We start from the raw sequence: 25,266 nt of genomic DNA, 5'->3' as shown, positions 1-25,266 counted from the left end.
CCTAATGTTTTTAACTTATTTTGCAGAAAATTTTTCTATAAAGAACGGTACAACATCATTTACCGCCACTTCGTGCTGTTCCGCGGTTGCAAGCTCTTTAATCAAGACTTGTTGTGCTTCTGATTCACGTTCACCATAAATCAAAGCATAAACAGCACCTGACTGATCCGCCTTTTTCATCTGGCTTTTCATTGAACCTTGTGAACCTACTTTTAAGCGTATTGTACTATTTTTAGCTTCAAGCTGATCACGGATTTGCTCAGCAAGTACCAAAGCTTGACCTTGAGTCGCAGCATCTGAAACCAAGAACATTTCACACTCACGTGTAGATGTATTGTCTTCAACTTGTTCAAGGAGTAACAATAAACGTTCCATTCCCATTGCGAAACCAACCGCAGGAACAGATTGTTCTGGTTTACCTTTTAACTGCCCAACCAAACCATCATAACGCCCACCAGCACATACCGTACCTTGTGAACCTAAATGTGTTGTTGTCCACTCAAACACTGTTTTATTGTAATAATCTAAACCACGTACGAGTTTTTGATTAATTACAAATTCAATACCTGCATTACTCAAATATTGCTTTAATTGAGCAAAATGCTGCATGGTTTCTTCACCCATAAAATCATGTAATTTTGGTGCATTTTCCAAAATTTTTTGGGTACGCGCATCTTTAGAGTCAAGAATACGCAACGGGTTTGTCGTTAAACGACGTTGTGAATCTTCATCTAACTCTGCCTGATGTGCTTTTAGAAATTCAACCAAAGCTGCACGATATTCTGCGCGTTCTTCTGACTCACCTAAAGTATTTAATTCTAAACGAACTTTATCTGCAACACCCATGCGTTTCCACAAACGTGCTGTCATGAGAATGAGCTCAGCATCTTGATCAGGTGTTGCCACGCCAAATGTTTCTACACCAAACTGATGGAATTGACGATAACGACCTTTTTGTGGTTTTTCATAACGGAACATTGGACCCACATACCAAACACGTGGATTTGCACCACGTAACAAATTATGTTCCAACATTGCACGAACACAACCTGCGGTACCTTCAGGACGCAAAGTTAAAGACTCAGGTGGATTACCTTTGTCTAAAAATGTATACATTTCCTTTTCAACAATATCTGTTGCATCACCAATTGAACGCTTAAATAAATGCGTTTGTTCAACAATGGGCAAACGGATTTGTTGATAGCCATAAGCATCCATTAATGATGCTAAATGTTGCTCTAGACGTCGCCATGCAGCTGTTTGTGATGGAAGAACGTCATTAAAACCTTTAATTGCGACTATTGAACTCATGACTTACTCAGAAAAACTTGTACGAATTATCTCTTTAGATTTAGCTTCTTCAAGCTCTACAATACGTTGACGAACCATAGCTTCGATTTCATCAACCAACTGGTTTGTATCAATTAAATGGCTTTTTTCACCATTAAGATAAACTAGCGAACGTGGTGCTGCACCAACAACACCGATATCTGCTTCTTTGGCTTCACCTGGTCCATTCACTTTACAGCCAATCACAGATACATCCATTGGAACGCGAACATCTTCTAAACGTTCCTCCAATGTTTGCATCACTTTGATGACATTAAATTCTTGGCGTGAACAGCTTGGACAAGCAATAAAATTAATCCCATTTGAGCGCAAGCTTAATGATTTTAAAATATCAAAACCAATTTTTACTTCTTCCTCAGGCTCAGCTGCCAAAGAAATACGCATGGTATCGCCAATACCTTCCATCAATAAACCACCCAGTGCAATGGCTGATTTAACCGAACCAGTACGATATACACCTGCTTCAGTTACACCTAAATGTAATGGATTATCAATCTGTTGAGATAATAAGCGATATGCATCCATGGTTAAAAATACATTTGATGCTTTGACTGATACTTTAAACTCATGAAAGTTTAAACGGTCTAAAATATCAATATGGCGCATTGCAGACTCTAATAAAGCAGCACCAGTAGGTTCGCCATATTTTTTCTGAATGTCTTTTTCTAGTGAACCCGCATTTACACCAATACGCATTGAAATATCATGATGTTTTGCTGCTGCAACCACTTCACGAATTTTAGCTTCAGAACCAATATTGCCTGGGTTAATACGCAAACAATCTGCACCAAAGTCTGCTACAGCCAAAGCAATTTTATAATCAAAGTGAATGTCGGCAACCAATGGTACTTGTACACGTTTGCGAATTTCACCAAAGGCTTTTGCAGCTTCCATGGTTGGCACAGAAACACGCATGATGTCAGCACCTACATCAACACAACGCTGAATTTGTGCAACTGTCGCATCAACATCACATGTTTCTGTATTGGTCATACTTTGGATGCTAATAGGCGCATCGCCACCGACATAGACTGAACCAACACGAATTTTTCGTGTTGGGCGACGTTTTATAGGATTTTCAATCATTGTACCGCTCGACTCAATTTGATTAACGAGATAAACGGAATTCTGCCTTTCCGTTCACAGTATATGGAGACAATGAAATCTGCTCATTATTAAGGCTTAATGACACTGCTGATGCATCATCAAGTCGAATCTGGAATGGAGATTCACCTGTCAATGTTAAAGCCTCAGATTGACGACCTGTAGCCAATACTTTACCTGTACTGTCCACAATTTTAATCGATGTTGGACGACTAAAATTTAGCACCATTTGATCACCAGATGTTGCTGTCGTACCATTATTATTCATTGATAAAACTTCAACATTCGATTCCTGCGGTTTTGCATCAGCATCATCATTTTTATTTGATGACCATTTCTGAACACCCGCAATAACAGCCCAAATCACCAGCATTGCAATCGCTGCAATCACTGCTCGTTTTAGCCATTTTTTATTGCGATCGCTATTTGAACCTGGAAGCTTACCCATGATTTTGATCGGAGAATTATTTAAAGCATGATTTGGCAATAATCCAGTATCATTTTGATAAATATCATCAAAACGTTGAATAATTGCAGTTGCATCTACTTTTAAATATTTTGCATACGAGCGATAATAACCTTTGATAAAAGTCGCTTCAGGCAAAGATTTATAATCATCTTTTTCCAAAGCTTGTAACGCTTTTAAAGGCATATTTAAGTCCGCTGCAACAGCATTAATATCACGATTTTGTGAAACACGAACTTGACGTAAGTACTCGCCCGGACGTTGAACATTTCCTAAACCATTAGGTGCTACGTTTGAACCAGTAGGTTGCTGTGAATTAGGATTTACTTCCATACGGCCTCAGTACTGTACTGTAATTGCAAATAACGTTGATATTCTTGGCTTTCAGGGAATAATGCGCGTAATTGGTTAACCAATACTTGCGATCCCATTTGATCACCATTGGCTCTAGCGATACGAATACCGATCCAAAGCGCCCTTGGATCTTGATTTTTCTGACCCACTAAACGCACAAACTGCTCATAAAGTTGACTTGCCTGAGCAGTTTGTTGTTTTAAATATAATAGTTCTGACAACTCGATTAAAGATATAACAGAGTCTCGATTCACTTGCAGGGTTTGCTTGAACGTTTTTTCAGCATTTTCTTTATCGCCGATCACCATATAAACTTTGCCAAGATTTTCCAAAGCTTTATAGCGCTGATCATAACCTAAACTCGCACCTGCAATTTGAAGCTGTGCAATCGCGTCATTATAACGCTTCATCAAATATAAGTAAGTACCATAATTATTGCGTGCTTGAGCATTTTCAGGATCGCGAGAGATAGCACGTTTAAAGTAACTATCTGCCCTTTCCATACTGTGCTTACTTCCTTCTTGTTGAAGTAAGACACCCATCATCATATTTGCTGTTGCATCACCTGAATCAATTTCTAAAGCTTGATCAAGTGAACGCTTTGCTGCATCTAAATCATGTGTTCGAATATATTCTGCAGCCAATTGAGTACGTACTTTGACTGCTTTTTCGGGATCTTTTTTTAAAACCGACCCTGTTTGTGTGGTTTGACAAGCAGTCAAGAACACAGCGCAACTGATAGCAGTGACTGTGATCATTTTTGTGTACATATTATTTCTCAAAGCTTGTTCCCCATATTTAATTTTAAAAATGGTCAACCTTGTGAACGCAAAATCTCGTTCTGCTGCGCAACTTTCTTCTTCCATTGTTCTGCACGGCGAGTACGGTCAGCCACCTGACCGACCAATTGACCACACGCAGCATCAATGTCATCACCACGCGTCTGACGAATCGTACACACAAATCCTGCATCAGACAAAGTTTTTTGAAAAGAAATAATTCGATTACGACTTGAACGACCATAAGGTGCATGTGGAAAAGGATTAAATGGAATCAAATTAATTTTACTTGGTAAATTTTTCAATAACTTAATCATTTGTTGTGCATGTTCAGGATGATCATTTACACCATCTAACATGACATATTCAATGGTGACATGTTTACGTGAGCTTTCATTGCCATCTTTAGCAATATAACGCTGACATGCTGCAATGAGTTGTTCTAATGGATATTTTTTATTAATCGGCACAAGTTCATTACGTAGCTCATCATTTGGCGCATGTAAAGAAATGGCTAAAGCAACATCAATATCTTGTGCTAATTGATCAATTTTTGGCACCACGCCCGATGTAGACAAGGTCACTCGACGTTTTGACATACCATAAGCAAAATCGTCTAACATGATATTCATTGAGCTTAAAACAGCATCATAGTTGAGTAATGGCTCACCCATACCCATCATCACGACATTGGTCACTGAGCGTTCACGCTCTGCAACAGGCACTTCTTCCATATAAGAATAGTTAGCCATCCATAACTGACCAATGATCTCACTTGGTGTTAAATCACGTTGAAAGCCTTGTTTACCTGTCGAACAAAATGAACAATCAAGTGCACAACCAACTTGTGAAGAAATACACAAAGTTTTTCGAGAACCTGTTTTGTCTTCGGCAGGAATTAAAACAGTTTCAACCAGTGAACCGTCGCCTTCACCAACACGAAATACCCATTTACGAGTACCATCTTTTGAATAGTTACGATGAACAACTTCTGGTGCTTCGATGACACAAATTTTTTCTAATTTTTCACGCAACTTTCCTGAAATATTGGTCATTTCAGCAAAATCTGTTACAAAAAATTGATGTATCCACTTCATCACTTGCCCTGCACGGAATTTTTTCTCTCCCAAATCTTCGAAGAATTTTTCCAATTGCGGACGTGACATGCCAAGTAAATTCACTTTCTGTACATGTGTTTGCTGTGCAGATTTTGATGATGCAGGCTTCTGTTCATCTTGAGTTAATGATGAAGCGACAACTTCAGAATTCATGTGTATTACCTAAAAAACATGTCAATGGATGAGGATTGTTCAATTTTCGAACATTAAAAATAAAAAAACCAGACAAGTAGTATAACACTTATCTGGTTCAGGGTCTGTTAACAATTTACAAAACGTAAAACGCTTCTGTGAATTTTAAGACGACCCTATTGACTCAGAATTAACGAGTACGTGGGCAAACTTCAGTTTGAGCGAAGAAGTAGTTAACTTCACGATCAGCAGAAGCTACAGAGTCAGAACCGTGAGCAGCATTTTCATCGATGCTTACAGCGAAATCTGCACGGATTGTACCAGGAGCAGCTTCTTTAGGGTTTGTAGCGCCTAAGATGTCGCGGTGAGCAAGAACTGCGTTTTCGCCTTCAAGAACTGAAACAACAACTGGACCAGAAGTCATGAATGCAACTAAATCAGCAAAGAAACCACGTTCTTTATGTTCAGCATAGAAACCTTCAGCTTCTGCTTGAGAAAGGTGTTTCATTTTAGTCGCAACGATTTTAAGACCAGCTTTTTCGAAACGAGCAAAGATATCACCAATGTGGTTTTTAGCAACTGCATCTGGTTTTACGATAGATAAAGTACGTTCAATAGCCATGATTGGCTCCTTAAGTCAAATTGACATGAAAATTTTGGCGCATTATACCGAATAATGCGCGATTTTCCGCTTTTTAAACTGTAAAAAAATGATTTTTTAGACAGATTAAGACATTTTTTTAGCTAGCTTCATCAATCCAAGCCATTTGAATTGCTTCTAATAAGCCTTCTGTGGACTTTGTTGGATCATCGCTAAAATCGGGTAATGCACAAATCCATGTGTGTAAGTCTGTAAAACGCACCCATTGTGGGTCAACATCTGGGTGAGCTTCATATAGCTCAATCGCGATATCAATTGTATCTGTCCAACGTAAACCCATTGAGGTCATCCTATCCTTTTCCATCTTGGCAATTACTTTAGCAAAATCTAGCCATTTACCAAAATAGAATTCATTTTAAAATACAATTTATAAGCTAATATGCAAAAATGGTGCAGCGACTAAAATCATGCTTGCCACTGTCGCTCCAATTAAAGCCCCCACAATCACATCACTTGGATAATGCAAACCCAAAATCATGCGTGATAATGCAACTAAAATTGTAAAAGGCATCATTAAAAATAAAAGCGCAGGTTGGATATAACCTAATACCACGGTAGTCATCACCGCATGTAAAGTATGACCAGATGGAAAACTAAAGTGATCCAAAGGTCGTTCGCCTAAGATAATCACTTGGTGTACTTGATAAGGACGTGGACGAACTGTTTTATGCTTTAATATTTTATAAATACCTGTACCAATCAAAGCACTTAATACGACATAAATTAACTTTAATCCATACGCAAAGCCTTTATTCAGCCACACAATCAGCAACATCAAGTACCAAAATGCGCCATCGCCTAAACGACTAATGATTTTAAAAAACAAAGCCACATATTGCATATGCGACAAATTATTTAGATATACACAGCCTCTCAAATCTAAATCGAGTATTTTTATTTTAGTTTCTTTAAAATTCATTTTAGCTCTCCTCTCTTGACGAGATGATTTACGTTACTAAAACCTGATCTTGTGTAACCTGATAAAGTGCCTGTTCGAATTGTTGTACCGCATGTCGCCAGCCAATGTTTTGAACATCGTGCATAGCTTGCTGCCCCATTACACGCAAACTTACATGGTCAGGAAGCTGTAAAATAGATTGAATGAATTGATCAGTTGCACCCAATGGGCTCAACCAACCTGTTTGTTGATGTTTCAAATATAGTTGCGCACTTGCATAATCATAAGCAACAACAGGCAAACCACTTGCCATTGCTTCTAAAACAACGTTACCAAACGTTTCCACTTGACTTGCAAAAACAAAAACATCCGCACTTGCATAAGTTTGCGCTAAGCTTGTACCACTTAAGCTACCTGTAAAAATAATATCTTCTGCACCAAGCATTTTTTCTAAACGCTTACGATCTGGACCATCGCCCACAATGACAAAATGCACTTTTTTCTGTGAACACTTTTTAAGTGCAACATAAGCCTCAATCAAAACATTGATCTCTTTTTCAGGAGATAAACGTCCAACATAAAGCAATACTGTCGTGTCATGATCAACGCCCCAACTGCGGCGTAACTGCTCTGAGCGATGACTGGATGAAAATTTTTCTACATCAACACCACGCCCAACGATAACTAGCGGACAAGTTACCCCAAACTGCTTTAAAGCTTGTTCTGTATCGCAACTCGGTACACAAGTTAAGTCAGTATGATTATGAAACCACTTCAAATATCGCTGTACAGGTTTCACCAAAAATGCCAAATCAAAAAAGCGACTAAATTCTTGAAATGGTGAATGAAAACCACTAGAAACAGGGATTTTTTTAGATTTTGCTGCATGTAGTGCCGTAAAACCTAAAGGTCCTTCTGTCACAATATGAACAACATGCGGTGCAAAATCAGAAATTGCTTGGGATACTTTTAAATATTGTGGCCAACCAAAACGCATATCAGGGTATTTAGGTACTGCTTGAGCCGTCACTAAGCACTCTTTATTTGGCGAAAACTCATCACATACATGTTTTTGTTTTGGGCGAATCAGTAAAATTTTATGCCCTTGTTTCTGTAAACCTTTACACAATTGCATCAATGACATTGCTACGCCATTAATTTCAGGAGGCCATGTTTCTGTCACAATTGCAATTTTCAGCCTTGGACGTACAAGCTCTTGAAGAATATTTAAATTTTCAGAAATATGTTGCTGCTTATTATTTTTCTTTAAATAAAATTTAAAATAATCAGGAAAATCTCGTTGTCTGTATAATAAGGCTTCTGCGTACGTCTTTGTCATACGATTACCTCTATCTTCTCTTCATTTTTTATAAGTGTAGGCGATCTTTTTTACACTTTGATGATTTTAAGATGACGGTTTTTTGAAACTATATTTTCATCAAATTGTTTAACTATTTCCCAATACAAAAATAAAGATAAACAGCACCAACCTGTCGAACCAATATTCCGTTTATAATTCAATAAAAAATAAGAGCATAAAAAAATCATGACTCAATATCAAACATGCCTCAAACAGATCCAAACATCATGCAACTTTGATCATATATTTTCAGCTTTATAATACCGCTTTAAACAATTGATCACACGATACGCCATTCCAAATGCAATAAAATATCCGATCCAACGTAATGGGTTTAAATAATGCATCCACCAAGGAATGGCATACCATTTTTGCATCTTTCTTTGCAGCCACGTATTTTCAAACTCCCAATCAGGCAATGCAGCAATTAAAAATAGAGAGCCAACAATAGGAATCCAAACAAATAACATACAAAAACTAGGCAAAGCGAAATATCCAAACACATCACGATAAATAACTGTGCGAAGATCTGACCAATGTGGATAATTTTGTTTTATTTCAGAAAAATGAGTCAAGTCTTGAGCATCAAAACCATTTTCAGTCCATGCACTAGAAAATATTTTCCAGACCAAAAAGTGCCGATTCATCAAGACTCTATACTTATGATTTGAATTAAAAACAAACTAAATTCGATTTAACAAACCATTTTCAACCTGATAAATCTTGCCCCCTCCAAAATCAATTTGCTGTTTTTCACCATGCAGATTTGGGAAACCAATAATTTTCTCAAGCTGTGGCGAACGCTGAAATTGCCCTGTTTTTGGGTTATACATCCAATAAATATAACGCTTATCTTCTACAGAATAAGACTGTGAAATGTCAGATAAAATAATGTCATAATAACCATCAAAATTAATATCCATATAACCTATACTTTTTGGATATGCTGCAAATCCTGTCAAAGACTGAATCGTCTGATTATTATTTTTATTGACTACATCTACACGTTGTAAAGGTGCGCCATACGTTGTAGTTTGATCACCGCTATAAAATTTGAAGACAAATGAAGGCTTATTGTTGACTTTAACTGCTGGCTCAAACTGAATATTTTTACCAAAAGTGTCCGAGCCTTCTGAGAGTAAAGTTTTAAAATAACCTGTATTTGCATTTAAAGTACCTGTAAGTTGGTACATGCTATTTTCTGTTGCATCAGTTTCAGAGTTTACTGATTTTAGCGTTAATTGATCTGCTTTTTGCAAACCTTTAAATGAAATATTTTTATTTTCAACTAAATCCGTCATCACAGCATGTGGATTCCAAATACCCGCATAAAGACTTAAAAAATAACGCCCTTCAGTAGAACGCAACATACGCTGCATAGATACCCGAACTTCATTAAGGGGCTTGAAGTCTTTTGAATTTACTACAGTTTCGGCATGATTTAAATTTGAAAATGTTATAGCAACCATACCTAAGAAAATTTTAAATTTCATAATTTCACCACATTCAAAAACAGCAAAATAATGAGTAATTTATCATAAAAAAAGCCTACTCAATAGAATAGGCTTTTTATAAAGTCAAAAACTAAAAATTAGTTCTTTTCTTTATCTACGATTTTGTTCGCTTGAATCCAAGGCATCATTGAACGTAACTTGTTACCCGTTACTTCGATACCGTGTGCAGCATTTTGACGACGACGAGCAGTCATTGAAGGATAGTTCAATGCACCTTCGTTAATGAACATTTTCGCGTATTCGCCAGATTGAATACGTTTAAGTGCATTACGCATCGCTTCACGAGACTGTTCGTTGATCACTTCAGTACCTGTTACATATTCGCCATATTCAGCATTGTTAGATACTGAATAGTTCATGTCAGCGATACCGCCTTCGAACATTAAGTCAACGATCAATTTAAGCTCGTGTAAGCACTCGAAGTAAGCCATTTCTGGTGCATAACCAGCTTCAACCAAAGTTTCGAAGCCCATTTTAACCAATTCAACAGCACCACCACAAAGAACTGCTTGCTCACCAAATAAGTCAGTTTCAGTCTCTTCACGGAAAGAAGTTTCGATGATACCAGTACGACCACCACCTACGCCTGAAGCATAAGAAAGTGCAACGTTACGTGCATTACCAGAAGCATCTTGGTGAATTGCGATTAAATCAGGAACACCTGAACCACGTTGATATTCTGAACGTACAGTGTGACCAGGTGCTTTAGGTGCAACCATGATTACGTCTAAGTCAGCACGTGGAACAACTTGGTTATAAAGAACAGAGAAACCATGAGCAAATGCTAAAGTTGCACCTTGCTTGATATTTGGTTCAATCACATCACGATAAAGTTGTGATTGGAACTCATCTGGAGTCAAGATCATAACAACGTCAGCTTGAGCAACAGCAGCAGGAACTTCAGATACTTTAAGACCTGAATTCTCAGCTTTTTTCCAAGAAGTAGAACCTGCACGTAAACCTACAGTTACATCAACGCCAGAATCTTTAAGGTTAAGCGCATGCGCATGACCTTGTGAACCATAACCAATGATTGCTACTTTTTTACCTTGGATGATAGATAAGTCACAGTCTTTATCATAAAAAATTTGCATTGCTGTCTCCGCTTAAATGCTTTTGTTTCCTTTACTTAGTTGGTACGGCTTTATTGTGTACTGATCAACTAAGCCCTCTCCTTTTTTCTAGGAGAGGATTATAGGTGAATAAATTAAATAGTTAAAACTTTTTCGCCACGTGCGATGCCTGACACACCTGAACGTACAACTTCAAGAATGGTATTTTCAGCAAGCGCATCAATAAAACCATCAATTTTTTCAGTTGTACCAGCAATTTGAATGGTATAAGTCGTTGGTGTTACATCAACAATTTGCGCACGGAAAATATCGGCTGTACGCTTAATCTCAGCACGTGCTGAACCTAAAGCTTTGACCTTAATGAGCATTAATTCACGCTCAATATGTGCACCTTCTGACAAATCAACCACTTTTACCACTTCAACCAATTTGTTCAGTTGTTTAGTAATTTGCTCAATTTTGTGCTCATCACCATAGGTCGTTAATGTTAAACGTGACAAAGTTGGATCTTCTGTTGGTGCAACATTTAATGTTTCAATGTTATAACCACGTTGACTAAATAAACCCACCAAACGAGAAAGCGCACCTGCTTCGTTTTCCATGAGTACAGAAATTATATGTCTCATTGAGTACGCTCCCCTTTAGATAACCACATATCTTGCATTGATTGACCTGCGATCAGCATCGGATAAACATGCTCTGAACGATCAACCATGACATTGATAAATACGCATTTATCATTAATTGCCATTGCTTCTGCAAGTTTAGATTCAAGCTCATCTGCATGGTCAATTTGAATACCAACATGACCATATGCTTCCATCAATTTAGGGAAGTCTGGTAATGACTCAACATAAGAACTTGAATGACGCCCTTCATAGTTCATGTCTTGCCATTGTTTAACCATACCTAAAGCACGGTTATTCAAACAAAGAATTTTTACATTTAAGCCATATTGCTTACATGTCGAAAGCTCTTGGATACACATCTGAATCGATGCTTCACCTGTAATACAGACAACTTGTTGATCTGGAAATGCAAGTTTAGCAGCCATTGCGTATGGCAAACCCACACCCATTGTGCCCAAACCACCAGAGTTCAACCATTGACGTGGACGTTTGTACTTATAGTACATTGCACCAAACATTTGATGCTGACCAACGTCAGAAGTAATAATGGCATCACCATTAGTTATTTTGTCTAAAGCTTCAACAACTTGCTGAGGCTTCATTGAACCATCAGTTGCTTTTTCATAGCGTAAGCCATGAACTTTACGCCACTCATTGATTTGATCCCACCAAGCTGCGATTACTTCTGGATTTGGTTTTGAAACATTCATTTGTTTCAATTGAACCAACATCTCTTGAAGAACTGGCTCTACAGCACCAACAATTGGAATATGCGCAATAATCGTTTTTGAAATTGTTGCAGGGTCAATATCAATATGAATGACTTTTGCATTTGGACAGAATTTCGCTGGATTGTTTGTTACACGGTCATCAAAACGCGCGCCAATCGCTAAAATAACATCCGCATTATGCATGGTCATATTGGCTTCGTATGTACCATGCATACCCAACATGCCAATGAACTGTGGATCATTGCCTGGGAATGCACCTAAGCCCATCAAAGTATTGGTCACTGGATAACCCAAAAGATGTGCAAGTTCAGTCAACTGTTCAGAAGCATTGCCTTGAACCACACCACCACCTGTATAAATGACAGGACGTTTTGCATTAATCAATTCATCTATTGCTTTACGAATTTGACCAGAATGACCACGGTGTGGTGGTTGATACGAACGCATTTTTACCTTTTCAGGGTATTCGTATGCAAATTTCTCAGCAGGATTTGTTGCATCTTTTGGAATATCAACAACAACTGGACCTGGACGACCACTTGCAGCAATATAAAATGCTTTTTTAATAATTGCAGGAATTTCGCTTGCATGACGCACTTGGAAACTGTGCTTCACGATTGGACGAGAAATACCGACCATATCCGTTTCTTGGAACGCATCCTCACCGATTAAATGGCTTGCAACCTGACCAGACAAAATCACCATTGGGATTGAGTCCATATAAGCTGTTGCAATTGGCGTTACGGTATTGGTCGCACCAGGACCAGATGTGACAAGCACCACACCTGTTTTACCTGTCGCACGTGAGTAAGCATCAGCCATATGACCTGCTGCTTGTTCATGACGCACGAGGTAATGATTGATTTTCTCTTGTTGAAATAGCGCATCATAAATATGTAAAACTGCGCCGCCTGGGTACCCAAAAACATGCTCAACGCCTTCGTCCGCCAATGCACGAACGAGCATTTCACCACCAGATAAAAGTTCCAACGTATTCACCCTAATCTTTTTTCCACAACTTATGGGAGACACAAGTTGTGCTTCATTCATTGATTTGTGCGCTCTGTTATAGCACACATATTTACTAGTTTTTGCAGCAATATAAAAATTTTATAGTCACATCACTGTTTAAATGATGTTCATAACAAAAATATGTTGGGATAAACATATTTAATGTAAGGGGGTCACTTTCTCGGTTTAGAGAAAAATGATATTGCTTACGATGCCATTATCCGAAGGGTGATCGAATAAAAACATACAAAACTGAATCAGCATTTTTGTTGTTTTAGCAAGCAAAGTCAAGGTTTCTATTCGCTTTTTTATTGTTTATTTCCCATACGCATTTTTTTTAAACTATTACTTTTTTTTATTCGATTTATAATAAAAAATTCAGCAAGTTATAACTTAATAAATTTTCAATAAAAATCTATCATTTTTTCTAAATACGATTAAAATAAACACAAAATAAAATCACAATAAGTATTCTTTATTTTATGTGTACAATTACCGCATAATATTTAGAAGAATGGAAAAATCCTCATTTCAAAGGTTCTGTCATGCAAAAACCAAAACATTTATACACCAAGATTATTTCCACCACATTTTTAGTTTTAAGCCTTAGTGCAACGTCGCAAAGCTTTGCAAAACAATACTACAAATGGGTCGATCATCAAGGCGCAACTCACTATACCGAAACACCTCCACCTAAAAATGCCAAGAGCAGAACCACAGTGACAACTTATGGGCATAATGCTTCACCATCAACATCATCTGTAACACCTGTGGCACCTGCAACACCAGTAACTTCTCAACCTGTACAAAATCATAATGAAAGAGCAGATGTTCCCAAAGTCGATCAGCAAGGTGAAGCCAATGCAGCTTTACAACGTGGTCAAGAGCGTCCTCAATAAATTCAAATTAAAAAATATCAGCAATAAAAAAACCTTTCATACGAATATGAAAGGTTTTTTAGCAATAAGAATCTTATTTATAATCATCTTTAAAAATATCAATATTCTTCGTTTCTTGAATAAATAACGCACAAATAATCACACAAATAACAGCAACAATAATTGGGAACCATAAACCATTATAAATATTGCCTGTTTGCGCAACGATGGCAAAAGAAATTGTCGGTAATAAACCACCAAACCAACCATTTCCAATATGATAAGGTAAGCTTACTGAAGTATAACGAATTTTTGTTGCAAACATTTCAACCAATGCGGCTGCAATTGGCGCATACATCATACCAACATAGATCACCAATAAAGACAGTAACAAGACAATGAGTGGTTTATTCATTTCTTTAGGATCTGCTTTCGTTGGATATTGCGCTTCAATCAATGCCGCACTGACCTGATTTCTAAAGTCAGTCTCCATCACTTTAATTGCGGTTGCTTTTGCATCTTTGGTAAAATCATCCAAAGTTTTCGCTGTTAAAGCTTGTTCTCTCTGAGCAAGTAAAATCGCTTTTCGATCACCATTTTGTTCTGCCAACTCAAGTTGCTGCATGGCTTTAAACTGATTTTGCTGTGCAATTCCTTGTGCAGCAAAAATACTTTCTTCTGTGATATGCAAAGGTGAAAAACCTTGAATTAAAGTATGACCCACTAAAATTTTTGCATTTTCACCGTGAGGTAAATGCTCAATGGAGTAATTTACTGCATTTGTTGCTAACAGCTTCTTGGCAATATCACAACTACTTTCCAATGTTTTACGCCCAATTGGGTCAAATTGTAATGAACACTCAGAAGGATCAACACTTAACACGATTGGAGATTGTTTTAAGACTGTTGCAAGCTGAGGATTTGCTGCATAGGTCAAGGCATGATAAATCGGTATATATGTGACTGCGGCTAATATCCCACCCAAAATAATAATAGGTTTACGCCCAACTCGATCCGATAAATAACCAAATAAAATAAAGAAAGGTAGACCAATCAGTAAAGCACATGCCACCAAAATACTAGCTGTCGCACTTTCTACTTTTAATGCTTGGGTTAAAAAGAATAGGCTATAAAATTGACCTGTATACCAAATGACAGCTTGTCCCATGGTTAAACCAAACAATGCTAATAAAATCAGTTTTAAATTTTTCCACTGCCCTAATGATTCAAAAATAGGTGCTTTAGACAGTTTTCCTGCTTCTTTTAGCTTTTTAAATGCAGGAGGTTCACTCATTGATAAACGCACCCAAACACTTACAAACAGTAAAATAAAAGAAAATAAGAAAGGAATTCGCCATCCCCATGCACTAAAAGCTTCTTCTCCAAGCAATGTTCGTACACTTAAAATAACCAATAACGATAACAATAATCCTGTCGTCGCTGTAATCTGGATCCATGCAGTATATGCTCCTCGTTTATGTTGAGGTGCATATTCAGCAACATATGTTACTGCCCCACCATACTCGCCTCCTAATGCTAAACCTTGTATTAAACGTAATATGATTAGCATTATGGGTGCTGCAATTCCTATTGCATTATAATTAGGCAATAATCCAACCAAAAAAGTTGATATTCCCATAATTAAAATAGTGATTAAAAATGTATATTTTCTCCCAACCCTATCTCCTAATCGACCAAAAACTAATGCCCCAAAAGGTCGTACAATAAAACCTGCGGAAAATGCAAGTAAGGCAAAAATAAACCCTGTTGTACTATCAAGATCGGTAAAAAACTGCTGAGCCAAAATAAGTGCTAATGCACCATATAAATAAAAGTCATACCATTCAAATATTGTTCCTAAACTTGAAGCGAAAATGATTTTTTTCTCTTCCTTTGTCATTTTCTGATCTGGCACTCCCCTAGTGCTTGTATGCATTTATTTATTCCTTTCATTTTTATTAAAATAAAACTGCATAATAAAAATGTTTTAATAACTATTTTTATTAAATCTTATGAAAACATTTTATTAATCCCCTGAATTCATCACACTTAAAAATTTTTACTTATTAGATATTGCAATTATTTTAAATAGTGTCTTACAGATGAAATCTACCGCAAAGATAACATAAACACTTTTTACTTGTTAGATAAATTTAAGAATAAAAACTACAAATTTAAGGGTATATAGATTTACCGTGTCAAAAATAATATATTTTTCAAATAAAATTTCAATAATTCAAATACTTTAAACATAAAATAATAATGTGATATACATCACAAAAGCAAAATAAAAATGTACTTTAAAAATTATGAGAAACACTCGAAACAATCAAATAATTAATTAAAATTCAAAAACTTAATAAATATTTTATAATTTTTAAAAAAATTATTTGCTATAAAAAACTTTACTATTTAAAATATCTTAATAATAATTTTAAATGATCAAAACTTAGAATTATTTTATTCACTTTAAAAAATAAAATACAAGTTCTCAAACTTACTTAATATTATTTTTTACAAGCAAATGCTTGAATATAAATGCTAGAAAAAATACGTCTCAAGGATAGAAACACGATGTCTCAACAACAATTAAACAGGAATACAATCGTTAAAAAATCAAACCAAGGACGTATGATTATTTCAAGTCATGCGATTCAACTCACACGTGCTGAACGTAATTTTTTAATTATTGCCAATGGTCAGCTTACTATACAAGAAATCATCACCATGCTAGGTGTTCCCTTTGATACAGTAAATTCTCTTTTACAAAATAAATTATTAGAAATTTCAGATTGGGGAGAGTCACCAACTCTTGTATCACAAAACATACCCCAACAAGATATAACAGCTGATCCTATACAACAAAAATTAAATATAGCTTTACCACCTTTAGAAAATAGTAGTCCGTTTCATCGTTTATATGCATTTTTATCCATTCAAATACCAGAGTTTTTTGGCATATTATCTTTTACCCAAATTCTTAAACTTGAACGTGCCAGCGATATAAATGAGCTAGCAATTTTAAAAGATAACTTACTTGAAAAGGTTAAAAAGAAGTATGGTGAAATCGCTTATAATGCATACCAAGAAAAAATTAACCTACTCACACAGGAATTAAAAAATGATTTATAAATAATCTCAAAGTTTACATTTATACTTTTTATTAAAGTTATTATTTTATGAGTATTATTTAACCTCAGCCTTCTTGTTTAATTTTAATACAAAATTAATCCCTAGATTACTTCATTTTAATTATTTTATTTATAAATTTAAATCGAATGCTTTATCTGGTTTACTTTCTAAAATAATGACTATTTACACAAAATCCGCGCTGAATAACTGACATTTACACGATTTTTAAGCTATGCTGTGCAACACAGTTTTTTAACCTTTTTTCTTAAATACGTTTATGACTACTCATATTGACCCTGAATACCAAGCGAGTGCGATTGAGCCTCAAGTCCAGCAAGACTGGGCAGATCGCAAATCATTTAAAGTTGCCGACACTGTAGAAGGTCCACGTCGTTATATTCTCTCGATGTTCCCTTACCCAAGTGGCAAACTGCATATGGGTCATGTGCGTAACTATACCATTGGCGATGTGATCAGCCGTTTTCACCGTCTCAAAGGTGAAACTGTTCTACAACCGATGGGTTGGGATGCTTTTGGTCTACCTGCTGAAAATGCGGCAATTGCCCATCAAGTTGCGCCTGCAAAATGGACATTTGAAAACATTGCCTACATGCGTGACCAATTGAAAAAACTCGGTCTTTCAGTCGACTGGGATCGTGAATTTGCGACATGTACTCCAGAATACTATCACTGGGAACAATGGTTATTTGTTCAACTGTATAAAAAAGGTCTGATTTATCGCAAACTCTCAACTGTAAACTGGGATCCTGTGGATCAAACCGTTTTAGCCAATGAGCAAGTTGAAAATGGTCGTGGCTGGCGTTCAGGTGCATTGGTAGAAAAACGTGATATTCCAATGTATTACTTCCGCATCACAGATTATGCACAAGAATTATTAGATGATTTAGATACTTTAAAAGACGGTTGGCCACAACAAGTCTTGACCATGCAGCGCAACTGGATTGGTCGTTCACAAGGTATGGAAATTACTTTCCCTTCAGCGAATACAGAAGTTTATGCCGATGGTTTAACGGTATATACCACACGTGCCGATACCTTAATGGGTGTGACTTATGTTGCGGTTGCAGCAGAACACCCTATGGCATTAAAAGCTGCGGAAAATAATGCTGAACTCAAAGCATTCATCGAAGAATGTCGTATGGGTTCAGTCGCTGAAGCTGATCTTGCCACTGCTGAAAAGAAAGGTATGGCAACAGGTTTATCAGTGAAGCATCCTGTGACGGGTGAAGAAGTGCCAGTCTGGATCGCCAACTATGTGTTGATGTCATACGGTTCAGGTGCGGTGATGGCTGTTCCTGCGCATGACGAACGTGATTTTGAATTTGCCAATAAATACAACTTGCCAATTAAACAAGTAATTGATGCCAAAGGCGCTGATGATGCAGATTACTCTGCAACTGAGTGGCAAGAATGGTATGGTTCTAAAGAAGGTAAATTGGTCAATTCAGCTGAATTTGACGGTTTAGACTTCCAAGCTGCATTTGATGCATTCCTTGCAAAACTGGAACCACAAACTTTAGCAAATTCTAAAGTTCAATTCCGTTTACGTGATTGGGGTGTTTCTCGTCAGCGTTATTGGGGTTGTCCAATTCCAATGATCAACTGTGACAAGTGTGGTCAGGTCACCGTTCCTGAAGAACAACTTCCTGTTGTACTTCCAACTGATGTTGTTCCAGATGGTTCAGGTAATCCTTTAAATAAAATGCCTGAATTCTACGAAACCCAATGTCCTTGCTGTGGTGGCGACGCACGTCGTGAAACCGATACTTTGGATACTTTCGTAGAGTCATCTTGGTACTATGCACGTTATGCATCTCCTGACTTTACAGGTGGTTTGGTTAAGCCTGAAGCTGCTCAAACATGGTTACCAGTGAATCAATATATTGGTGGTGTTGAACACGCAATTCTTCATTTACTTTATGCACGTTTCTTCCATAAATTGATGCGTGATGAAGGTGTTGTTCAAGGTAATGAACCATTCACCAACTTGTTAACTCAAGGTATGGTATTGGCGGATACCTACTACCGTGAAGCAGATTCAGGCAAAAAAACTTGGTTCAACCCTGCTGATATTGATCTCGAACGTGATGAAAAAGGTCGTATCATTTCAGCAAAATACCAAGGTGATGGTCAGGATGTGACTGTTGGCGGTCAGGAAAAAATGTCGAAATCGAAAAATAACGGTATCGACCCGCAAGCGATTATTGACCAATACGGCGCAGATACTGCACGTGTCTTCATGATGTTTGCTGCTCCACCAGATCAATCTCTTGAATGGTCTGATGCAGGGGTTGAAGGTTCAAACCGTTTCTTAAAACGTGTTTGGCGTTTAACGACTGGTTTCCTTGAAAAAAGCAATAATGCTTCTGCGATTGATACTGCACAACTTTCGACTGGTGCTCAGGATTTACGTCGTAAAACTCATGAAACCATCCAAAAAGTAGGTGATGACATTGAACGTCGTCATGCTTTTAACACAGCAATTGCTGCGTTAATGGAACTTTTGAATGCCAACAACAAGTTTGAAGCAAAAGATGACAACGATATCGCGGTTGCTCGTGAATCGATCATCACGCTATTAACCTTGCTTGCTCCATTTGCACCGCATTTAAGTCAGACTTTATTGGCACAGTTCAACATTGATTTAACTTCAGTGTTATTCCCTGCTGTCGATGAGTCTGCACTCACGCGTAATACGCAAACGATTGTGGTTCAAGTCAATGGTAAACTTCGTGGTAAGTTGGAAGTTTCTGTGGATGCATCTAAAGATGACATCTTGGCACAAGCCAAAGCTTTACCTGAAGTGCAACAATTCTTGACAGGTCCAACCAAGAAAGAAATTGTGGTACCAAACAAGTTAGTGAATTTGGTGGTTTAAAAGCCTTACACCCCCTTCTCCCTCTGGGATGAGGAATATATTCCGCAAGGGGATGAGGGTTCTTAAATAAATTACCTCTCCCTAACCCTCTCCTAAAAGGAGAGGGAATTTAAGGATAAAAACAAAACCCAAACAAAGCCCGTTGTCAATCAACGGGCTTTGACTTTACAATCTAACTCAAGATTTAAAATTATTTTCCATTCAGGAAGTTTTAGAGGACTCCACATGCATTTGGTTCAACGTGTTGCAGCGATTGTCTTAACTTTAGGGCTGAGTGCAGGCTTAGTCGGCTGTGGTTTTCACTTAAAAGGAACAAATCCGCAAGCAACTCCTTTAGTTTATACCAAATTAAATTTACAGCTTCCTAAAAATACAGAAGACTTAGAAAGTAAGCTGAGTGTTTATTTAACTGCGTCAGGTGTTCAATTAGGTCAAGCAAGTGATGCTTATGTCTTACGTATTTTAGACTACAAACCAATTCGCCATGAGCTAAATGGTCAATTGATTGAAACATTATTACGTTTAAGTGTGACATTTCAAATCGAAGATCAGCAAGGTAATCCTGTTACTGAAGCACGTACTTTAACAGCAGCGCGTAGTTATCAGTATGATGTTGCAACTGTGAATACAGATGATCAACAAGAGAAATATTTAAAACAAGTCATTATTGACGATATTGCACAGCAAATTAGCCGTCAAATTTCAGCAAATCGCTTACCTAAAGCCAAATACTTACCAAGTACTGCAACACCAAAAACAGCACAGTAAATTGATTAGATTATGAAACTCGACTATCTCCAAGCCCTTAAACGTACACAGGAAGCACGTGGTGCTTGGATTATGCATGGTCAAGAGCCACTGCTTGAGCAAAATTTATTAGATGCTTTTCGTAAGGAATGGAATGCTCAAGAAGTTGAGCGGCAACGTTACGACTTAAATAATACCAGTGACTGGAAGCAAGTTTTTAATGCCTTAGACAGTTTATCTTTATTTTCTCAGCACTTAGCTGTGGAAGTCCATGGCAATATCAAACCTGATGCAAATGGTCTAAAACTGCTTAAGCAATATATTCAACACAATGAGCACAATCTTCTTTTGATTGTGATGCCAAAACAAGATGCGAGCAGCTTAAAATCTAGTTTTTTCCAAACCGTTGAAGCTAATGGCGTTGTGGTACAACTCGCTGCTCATTATCCCAAAGATCGTCAACGTATTTTATCAATAGAAGCCGATCAGCTTGGTATTCAACTCGATCAAGACGCTTGGCTTTGGCTTGAACAGCATCATGAACATAATTTACTCGCAGCTAAAAACAGCTTGATGCGTGTTGCAGATACGTTTCCAGAACAAAATCATATTCAAATTGAACATCTCTATGAATGCTTACAAGACCAGTCTCGTTATAGTAGTTTTGATTTAAGTGATGCTGTTCTCGCTGGTCATTATGCGCAGTCTGCTAAAATTTTAAATTACTTAATCGAGTCTGGTGAGCCTGCAAGTTTAATTTTATGGACATTAAGTAAAGAAATGCGTTTGCTGATGCAACTCTATGAACAACCGCAAAATGCTTTACAGCTTGGTATTTGGAAGAATAAAGTTGCAAATTACCAACAAGCGCTCAGACGCTTAAAGCCACAGTCTTTTTTAGTTTGGCCTACGGTTTTATTGCGTATTGATGCAGCGATAAAAGGCTTAAGTCAAGAAAAACCTGAACATTTAATTCAGCAAGCAGTTGCCCTATTATGTGGGTACAGTTTGTTTGAACCAGCTTAAAGAAAATAATTATCATTTATATTTGTTAAAAAAATTCACTTTTTATCCTTATTTACCCCTTATAATTTAAGCAATTATCTCATTTGCTCAAGACCAATATGCCTAAAATAAAATCATCCAAAGTCATTTTAATTGTGGTTGGTATTGCCATTATTGCAGCAATTTCTTGGTTTATGTTAAAACCTAAAAATGAACAACCACAATTTATTAGCACAGAAGTTGTCCGCGGTGATATTGAAGACTCGGTCTTAGCAACGGGTGATTTAGAAGCCACTAAAATGGTCAGTGTTGGTGCGCAGGTATCAGGTCAGGTCAAAAAAATGTATGTCAAGTTAGGTGACCAAGTGAAACAAGGTCAACTGATTGCACAAATTGACTCAGTACGCCAAACCAATGATTTGAAAACGGCTGAAGCGAGTATTAAAAATCAACAAGCCCAATTAGCCACGAAACAAGCCAATTTAGCGAAAGTTGAAGCTGAATATAATCGTCAAAAAAGTATGTTTGCCCAAGATGCAACCTCTAAAGCTGAATACGAAAGTGCATTAGCGGCATTTAAAACAGCACAAGCTGAAATTACTGCTATGAATGCACAGATTGAGCAATCTAAACTCACTCTTGCAACTGCCAAAGAAGATTTAGGCTATACCCAAATTGTTGCGCCAATAACAGGTACTGTTGTGGCTATTGTGACTGAAGAAGGTCAAACGGTAAATGCAAACCAAAGCGCGCCTACAATTGTAAAATTAGCACAACTTGACACGATGACAATTAAATCGCAAATTTCTGAAGCAGATGTGATGAAAGTTGAAGAAGGTCAAAAAGTTTATTTTACAACCTTAGGAGATAGTGAGAAAAAACGTTACGCAACTTTACGTCAAGTTGAACCTGCACCAGAGTCAATTAATACAGAAAATTCAAATAACTCATCTTCTTCTTCGAGTACAGCGATTTACTATAATGCTTTATTTGATGTTCCTAATGATGATGGAAAATTGCGTATTGATATGACAGCGCAGGTATATATTATTTTGGCTGAAGCAAAAGATGTACTGACTGTCCCTGCTTCTGCATTACAAAGCCGCCCACAACGTGCCAAACGTAATACTGATAAAAAATCTGATGCAGATAAAACAAATACAAAAAATCAAGCCGATGCAGATCGTCCACAGCGTCTAGAACTTACTGCGGATGAAAAAGCTTTAGTTGATCAAGGCAAAGCATCTATTGCCACTGTTCGTGTTGTACAAGCAGATGGTACAGCCAAACGTCAACAAGTCCTTATTGGTTTAAATAACCGTGTAACTGCTGAAGTCATTCGTGGTCTAAAACAAGGAGATCAAGTGGTGATCGCTGATGGTTCAGACACAAGCAATGACTCAGCAAAACGTAGTAATCGTGGCGGAATGAGATTTTAAACATGGATCAAAATCAGCAACCTCTTCTGGAGGTGAATAATCTGATCCGTGAATTTCCTGCGGGTGATTCTACAGTTCAGATTTTAAAAGGCATCGACTTAAAGATTTATGCAGGTGAATTGGTCGCCATTGTCGGTCAATCTGGGTCGGGTAAATCAACCCTAATGAACATCTTAGGTTGTTTGGACAAACCAACTTCTGGTAGTTACAAGGTCAAAGGACGTGAAACCAGACAATTAGAACCTGATGAATTAGCCCAGTTACGCCGTGAATATTTTGGATTTATTTTCCAGCGTTATCATTTATTAGGTGATATTAATGCCGCAGGTAACGTCGAAGTCCCTGCAATTTATGCAGGTGTTAATCCAACAGCACGCCAAGAACGCGCTAAAGAACTACTCACAGAACTGGGTTTAGCTGAAAAAACTCAAAACCGCCCAAACCAATTGTCAGGTGGTCAGCAACAACGTGTGTCTATTGCTCGTGCCTTAATGAATGGTGGTGATGTTATTCTTGCTGATGAACCAACAGGTGCATTGGATAAAAATAGCGGTATTGAAGTGATGCGAATTTTGCGTGAACTTAATGCCAAAGGTCATACCATTATTCTTGTCACCCATGATATGAATGTGGCAAAAAATGCGACTCGTATTATTGAAATCAGTGATGGTAATATCATTGCAGATACACCAAATACACCTGAAACAGAAGTTATTCGAGATCCTGAAGCTACACTTGATGGCATTGAAAAGCAAAAAAAATCTTCTGTTTGGCGAGCTGCATTAGATCGTTTTAGTGAAGCATTTCGCATGGCTTTATTAGCAATGAATGCCCATCGTATGCGAACTTTTTTGACGATGCTCGGGATTATTATCGGGATTGCTTCGGTGGTTTCGGTGGTTGCCTTAGGCAATGGTTCTCAAAAGCAAATTTTGGAGAATATTAGCAGTTTAGGCACCAATACCATTACCATTTTCCAAGGGCGCGGCTTTGGTGATAATTCTAAAACTGCACAAGTCAAAACTTTAATTCCCGCAGATGCTGATGCTTTAGCAGAGCAGCCTTATGTCGAAGGTGTAAGTCCATCTGTGAATTCTAGTTTAACAGGACGCTATAAAGATACTGAAGCAGCCATTACAGTCAATGGTGTTAGCGAAGACTTCTTTGATGTTAGAGGAATGTCATTTACCGCAGGACAAGCATTTGATAAACATAGTGTGACTCAACGCGCTCAAGATGTTGTCATTGATACCAATACAAAAAATACTTTTTTTGCTGATGGTACAGACCCTGTAGGTCAAGTCATTTTACTAGGTACTGTACCTAGTCGAATTATAGGGATTGTTGATGCTCAACAAGGCATGATGGGCAATTCTGACAGTTTAAATGTATATTTGCCCTATTCAACAGTGATGAGTCGAATGTTAGGACAATCTAACGTGCGAAGTATTATTGTCCGTATTAAAGATGAATATCCTACGGCTGTGGCAGAAAATGCCATTCTCAGCTTGCTAGAACAGCGTCATGGCGCACAGGATGTCTTTACACAAAACTCTGACAGTATTCGTGAAACCATTGAGCAAACTACTGCAACCATGACCTTGTTGGTTTCTGCGATTGCTGTGATTTCATTGGTTGTTGGTGGAATTGGGGTAATGAATATTATGCTAGTTTCCGTCACTGAGCGAACACAAGAAATTGGGGTACGTATGGCTGTTGGCGCACGTCAAAGTGATATTTTACAACAGTTTTTAATTGAAGCGATTTTGGTGTGTATTTTAGGTGGAATTTTAGGGGTGCTGTTATCGCTTGGTATTGGGCAGATTATCAGTCATGTTGCTAAAGGTTCCTTTGAAATGGCGTATTCAACAACCTCCATCATTGCAGCTTTTGTATGTTCAACCTTAATTGGTGTCGTGTTCGGATTTATTCCTGCACGTAATGCAGCACAGCTTGACCCTGTTGATGCCCTGTCTAGAGAATAAG

At 37.5% G+C, this 25,266-nt stretch carries 22 protein-coding genes; 7 read left to right on the top strand and 15 right to left on the bottom strand.

Annotated elements, in window-relative coordinates; all coding sequences use genetic code 11:
* Positions 1–15: 15 nt before the first annotated feature.
* The 14 genes from hisS to C9E89_RS04060 form a co-directional block, all read right to left on the bottom strand.
* A complete protein-coding gene (hisS, locus tag C9E89_RS04125; RefSeq protein ID WP_107008322.1) occupies positions 16–1,311 on the bottom strand; it encodes a histidine--tRNA ligase in 1,296 nt (431 codons plus the stop codon).
* A gap of 3 nt (positions 1,312–1,314) precedes the next feature.
* Entirely contained in the window at positions 1,315–2,436 is a 1,122-nt protein-coding gene (ispG, locus tag C9E89_RS04120; RefSeq protein WP_107008321.1) for a flavodoxin-dependent (E)-4-hydroxy-3-methylbut-2-enyl-diphosphate synthase, read from the bottom strand.
* 22 nt (positions 2,437–2,458) lie between these two features.
* Positions 2,459–3,253: a helix-turn-helix domain-containing protein gene (locus tag C9E89_RS04115; protein ID WP_107008320.1), complete on the bottom strand. Its 795-nt coding sequence runs from the start codon at positions 3,251–3,253 to the stop codon at positions 2,459–2,461.
* Positions 3,244–4,044 carry a type IV pilus biogenesis/stability protein PilW gene (pilW, locus tag C9E89_RS04110; RefSeq protein ID WP_107008319.1) on the bottom strand — a complete coding sequence of 267 codons (801 nt, stop codon included), beginning with the start codon at positions 4,042–4,044 and terminating at the stop codon, positions 3,244–3,246. The genes C9E89_RS04115 and pilW overlap by 10 nt, the downstream gene beginning before the upstream one ends.
* A gap of 44 nt (positions 4,045–4,088) precedes the next feature.
* Entirely contained in the window at positions 4,089–5,324 is a 1,236-nt protein-coding gene (rlmN, locus tag C9E89_RS04105; RefSeq protein ID WP_107008318.1) for a 23S rRNA (adenine(2503)-C(2))-methyltransferase RlmN, read from the bottom strand.
* A 169-nt stretch (positions 5,325–5,493) separates the two neighbouring features.
* Positions 5,494–5,925 carry a nucleoside-diphosphate kinase gene (ndk, locus tag C9E89_RS04100; RefSeq protein ID WP_107008317.1) on the bottom strand — a complete coding sequence of 144 codons (432 nt, stop codon included), beginning with the start codon at positions 5,923–5,925 and terminating at the stop codon, positions 5,494–5,496.
* Positions 5,926–6,043: 118 nt separating this feature from the next.
* Positions 6,044–6,244: a Fe-S cluster assembly protein IscX gene (gene iscX, locus C9E89_RS04095; RefSeq protein WP_107008316.1), complete on the bottom strand. Its 201-nt coding sequence runs from the start codon at positions 6,242–6,244 to the stop codon at positions 6,044–6,046.
* Between the two features lie 87 nt (positions 6,245–6,331).
* Positions 6,332–6,883 (bottom strand): phosphatase PAP2 family protein, encoded by a 552-nt coding sequence (locus C9E89_RS04090; RefSeq protein ID WP_107008315.1) that lies wholly within the window; start codon positions 6,881–6,883, stop codon positions 6,332–6,334.
* Positions 6,884–6,911: 28 nt separating this feature from the next.
* Positions 6,912–8,201 (bottom strand): glycosyltransferase family 4 protein, encoded by a 1,290-nt coding sequence (locus C9E89_RS04085; RefSeq protein WP_107008314.1) that lies wholly within the window; start codon positions 8,199–8,201, stop codon positions 6,912–6,914.
* A 260-nt stretch (positions 8,202–8,461) separates the two neighbouring features.
* A complete protein-coding gene (locus tag C9E89_RS04080) occupies positions 8,462–8,869 on the bottom strand; it encodes a hypothetical protein (protein ID WP_107008313.1) in 408 nt (135 codons plus the stop codon).
* Between the two features lie 36 nt (positions 8,870–8,905).
* Entirely contained in the window at positions 8,906–9,715 is an 810-nt protein-coding gene (locus C9E89_RS04075; RefSeq protein ID WP_107008312.1) for an XAC2610-related protein, read from the bottom strand.
* Between the two features lie 98 nt (positions 9,716–9,813).
* Positions 9,814–10,830 carry a ketol-acid reductoisomerase gene (gene ilvC, locus C9E89_RS04070; RefSeq protein ID WP_107008311.1) on the bottom strand — a complete coding sequence of 339 codons (1,017 nt, stop codon included), beginning with the start codon at positions 10,828–10,830 and terminating at the stop codon, positions 9,814–9,816.
* A 113-nt stretch (positions 10,831–10,943) separates the two neighbouring features.
* Positions 10,944–11,435 (bottom strand): acetolactate synthase small subunit, encoded by a 492-nt coding sequence (ilvN, locus tag C9E89_RS04065; RefSeq protein WP_107008310.1) that lies wholly within the window; start codon positions 11,433–11,435, stop codon positions 10,944–10,946.
* On the bottom strand, positions 11,432–13,159 hold the full coding sequence (locus C9E89_RS04060) for an acetolactate synthase 3 large subunit (protein WP_107008361.1): 1,728 nt from the start codon (positions 13,157–13,159) through the stop codon (positions 11,432–11,434). The genes ilvN and C9E89_RS04060 overlap by 4 nt, the downstream gene beginning before the upstream one ends.
* Positions 13,160–13,725: 566 nt before the next feature.
* Between C9E89_RS04060 and C9E89_RS04055 the strand changes: the two genes are divergently transcribed.
* Entirely contained in the window at positions 13,726–14,079 is a 354-nt protein-coding gene (locus tag C9E89_RS04055) for a DUF4124 domain-containing protein (protein ID WP_107008309.1), read from the top strand.
* 73 nt (positions 14,080–14,152) lie between these two features.
* On the opposite strand, the gene C9E89_RS23755 is transcribed toward C9E89_RS04055, so the two are convergent.
* A complete protein-coding gene (locus C9E89_RS23755; RefSeq protein ID WP_228198976.1) occupies positions 14,153–15,994 on the bottom strand; it encodes an MFS transporter in 1,842 nt (613 codons plus the stop codon).
* A gap of 638 nt (positions 15,995–16,632) precedes the next feature.
* On the opposite strand from C9E89_RS23755, the gene C9E89_RS04045 reads away from it, so the two are divergent.
* The 6 genes from C9E89_RS04045 to C9E89_RS04020 all read left to right on the top strand — a co-directional run bounded on the left by C9E89_RS04045 (position 16,633) and on the right by C9E89_RS04020 (position 25,265).
* Entirely contained in the window at positions 16,633–17,190 is a 558-nt protein-coding gene (locus C9E89_RS04045; RefSeq protein WP_107008308.1) for a hypothetical protein, read from the top strand.
* Positions 17,191–17,467: 277 nt separating this feature from the next.
* Positions 17,468–20,089, top strand: coding sequence for a leucine--tRNA ligase (gene leuS / locus C9E89_RS04040; RefSeq protein ID WP_107008307.1), 2,622 nt, complete (start codon positions 17,468–17,470; stop codon positions 20,087–20,089).
* Positions 20,090–20,314: 225 nt separating this feature from the next.
* Entirely contained in the window at positions 20,315–20,857 is a 543-nt protein-coding gene (locus C9E89_RS04035) for an LPS-assembly lipoprotein LptE (protein WP_107008306.1), read from the top strand.
* 12 nt (positions 20,858–20,869) lie between these two features.
* Positions 20,870–21,862 (top strand): DNA polymerase III subunit delta, encoded by a 993-nt coding sequence (gene holA, locus C9E89_RS04030; RefSeq protein WP_107008305.1) that lies wholly within the window; start codon positions 20,870–20,872, stop codon positions 21,860–21,862.
* A 98-nt stretch (positions 21,863–21,960) separates the two neighbouring features.
* Positions 21,961–23,280, top strand: coding sequence for an efflux RND transporter periplasmic adaptor subunit (locus C9E89_RS04025; RefSeq protein ID WP_107008304.1), 1,320 nt, complete (start codon positions 21,961–21,963; stop codon positions 23,278–23,280).
* A gap of 2 nt (positions 23,281–23,282) precedes the next feature.
* The gene (locus tag C9E89_RS04020) at positions 23,283–25,265 is read left to right on the top strand and encodes a MacB family efflux pump subunit (RefSeq protein ID WP_107008303.1); all 1,983 of its coding nucleotides are present in this window, start codon (positions 23,283–23,285) and stop codon (positions 25,263–25,265) included.
* The last annotated feature ends 1 nt before the right edge of the window (position 25,266 follow it).

It is taken from the genome of Acinetobacter sichuanensis, assembly GCF_003024515.2.
Classification (GTDB): Bacteria; Pseudomonadota; Gammaproteobacteria; order Pseudomonadales; family Moraxellaceae; genus Acinetobacter; species Acinetobacter sichuanensis.
This window is presented reverse-complemented; position numbering and strand designations above follow the sequence as displayed.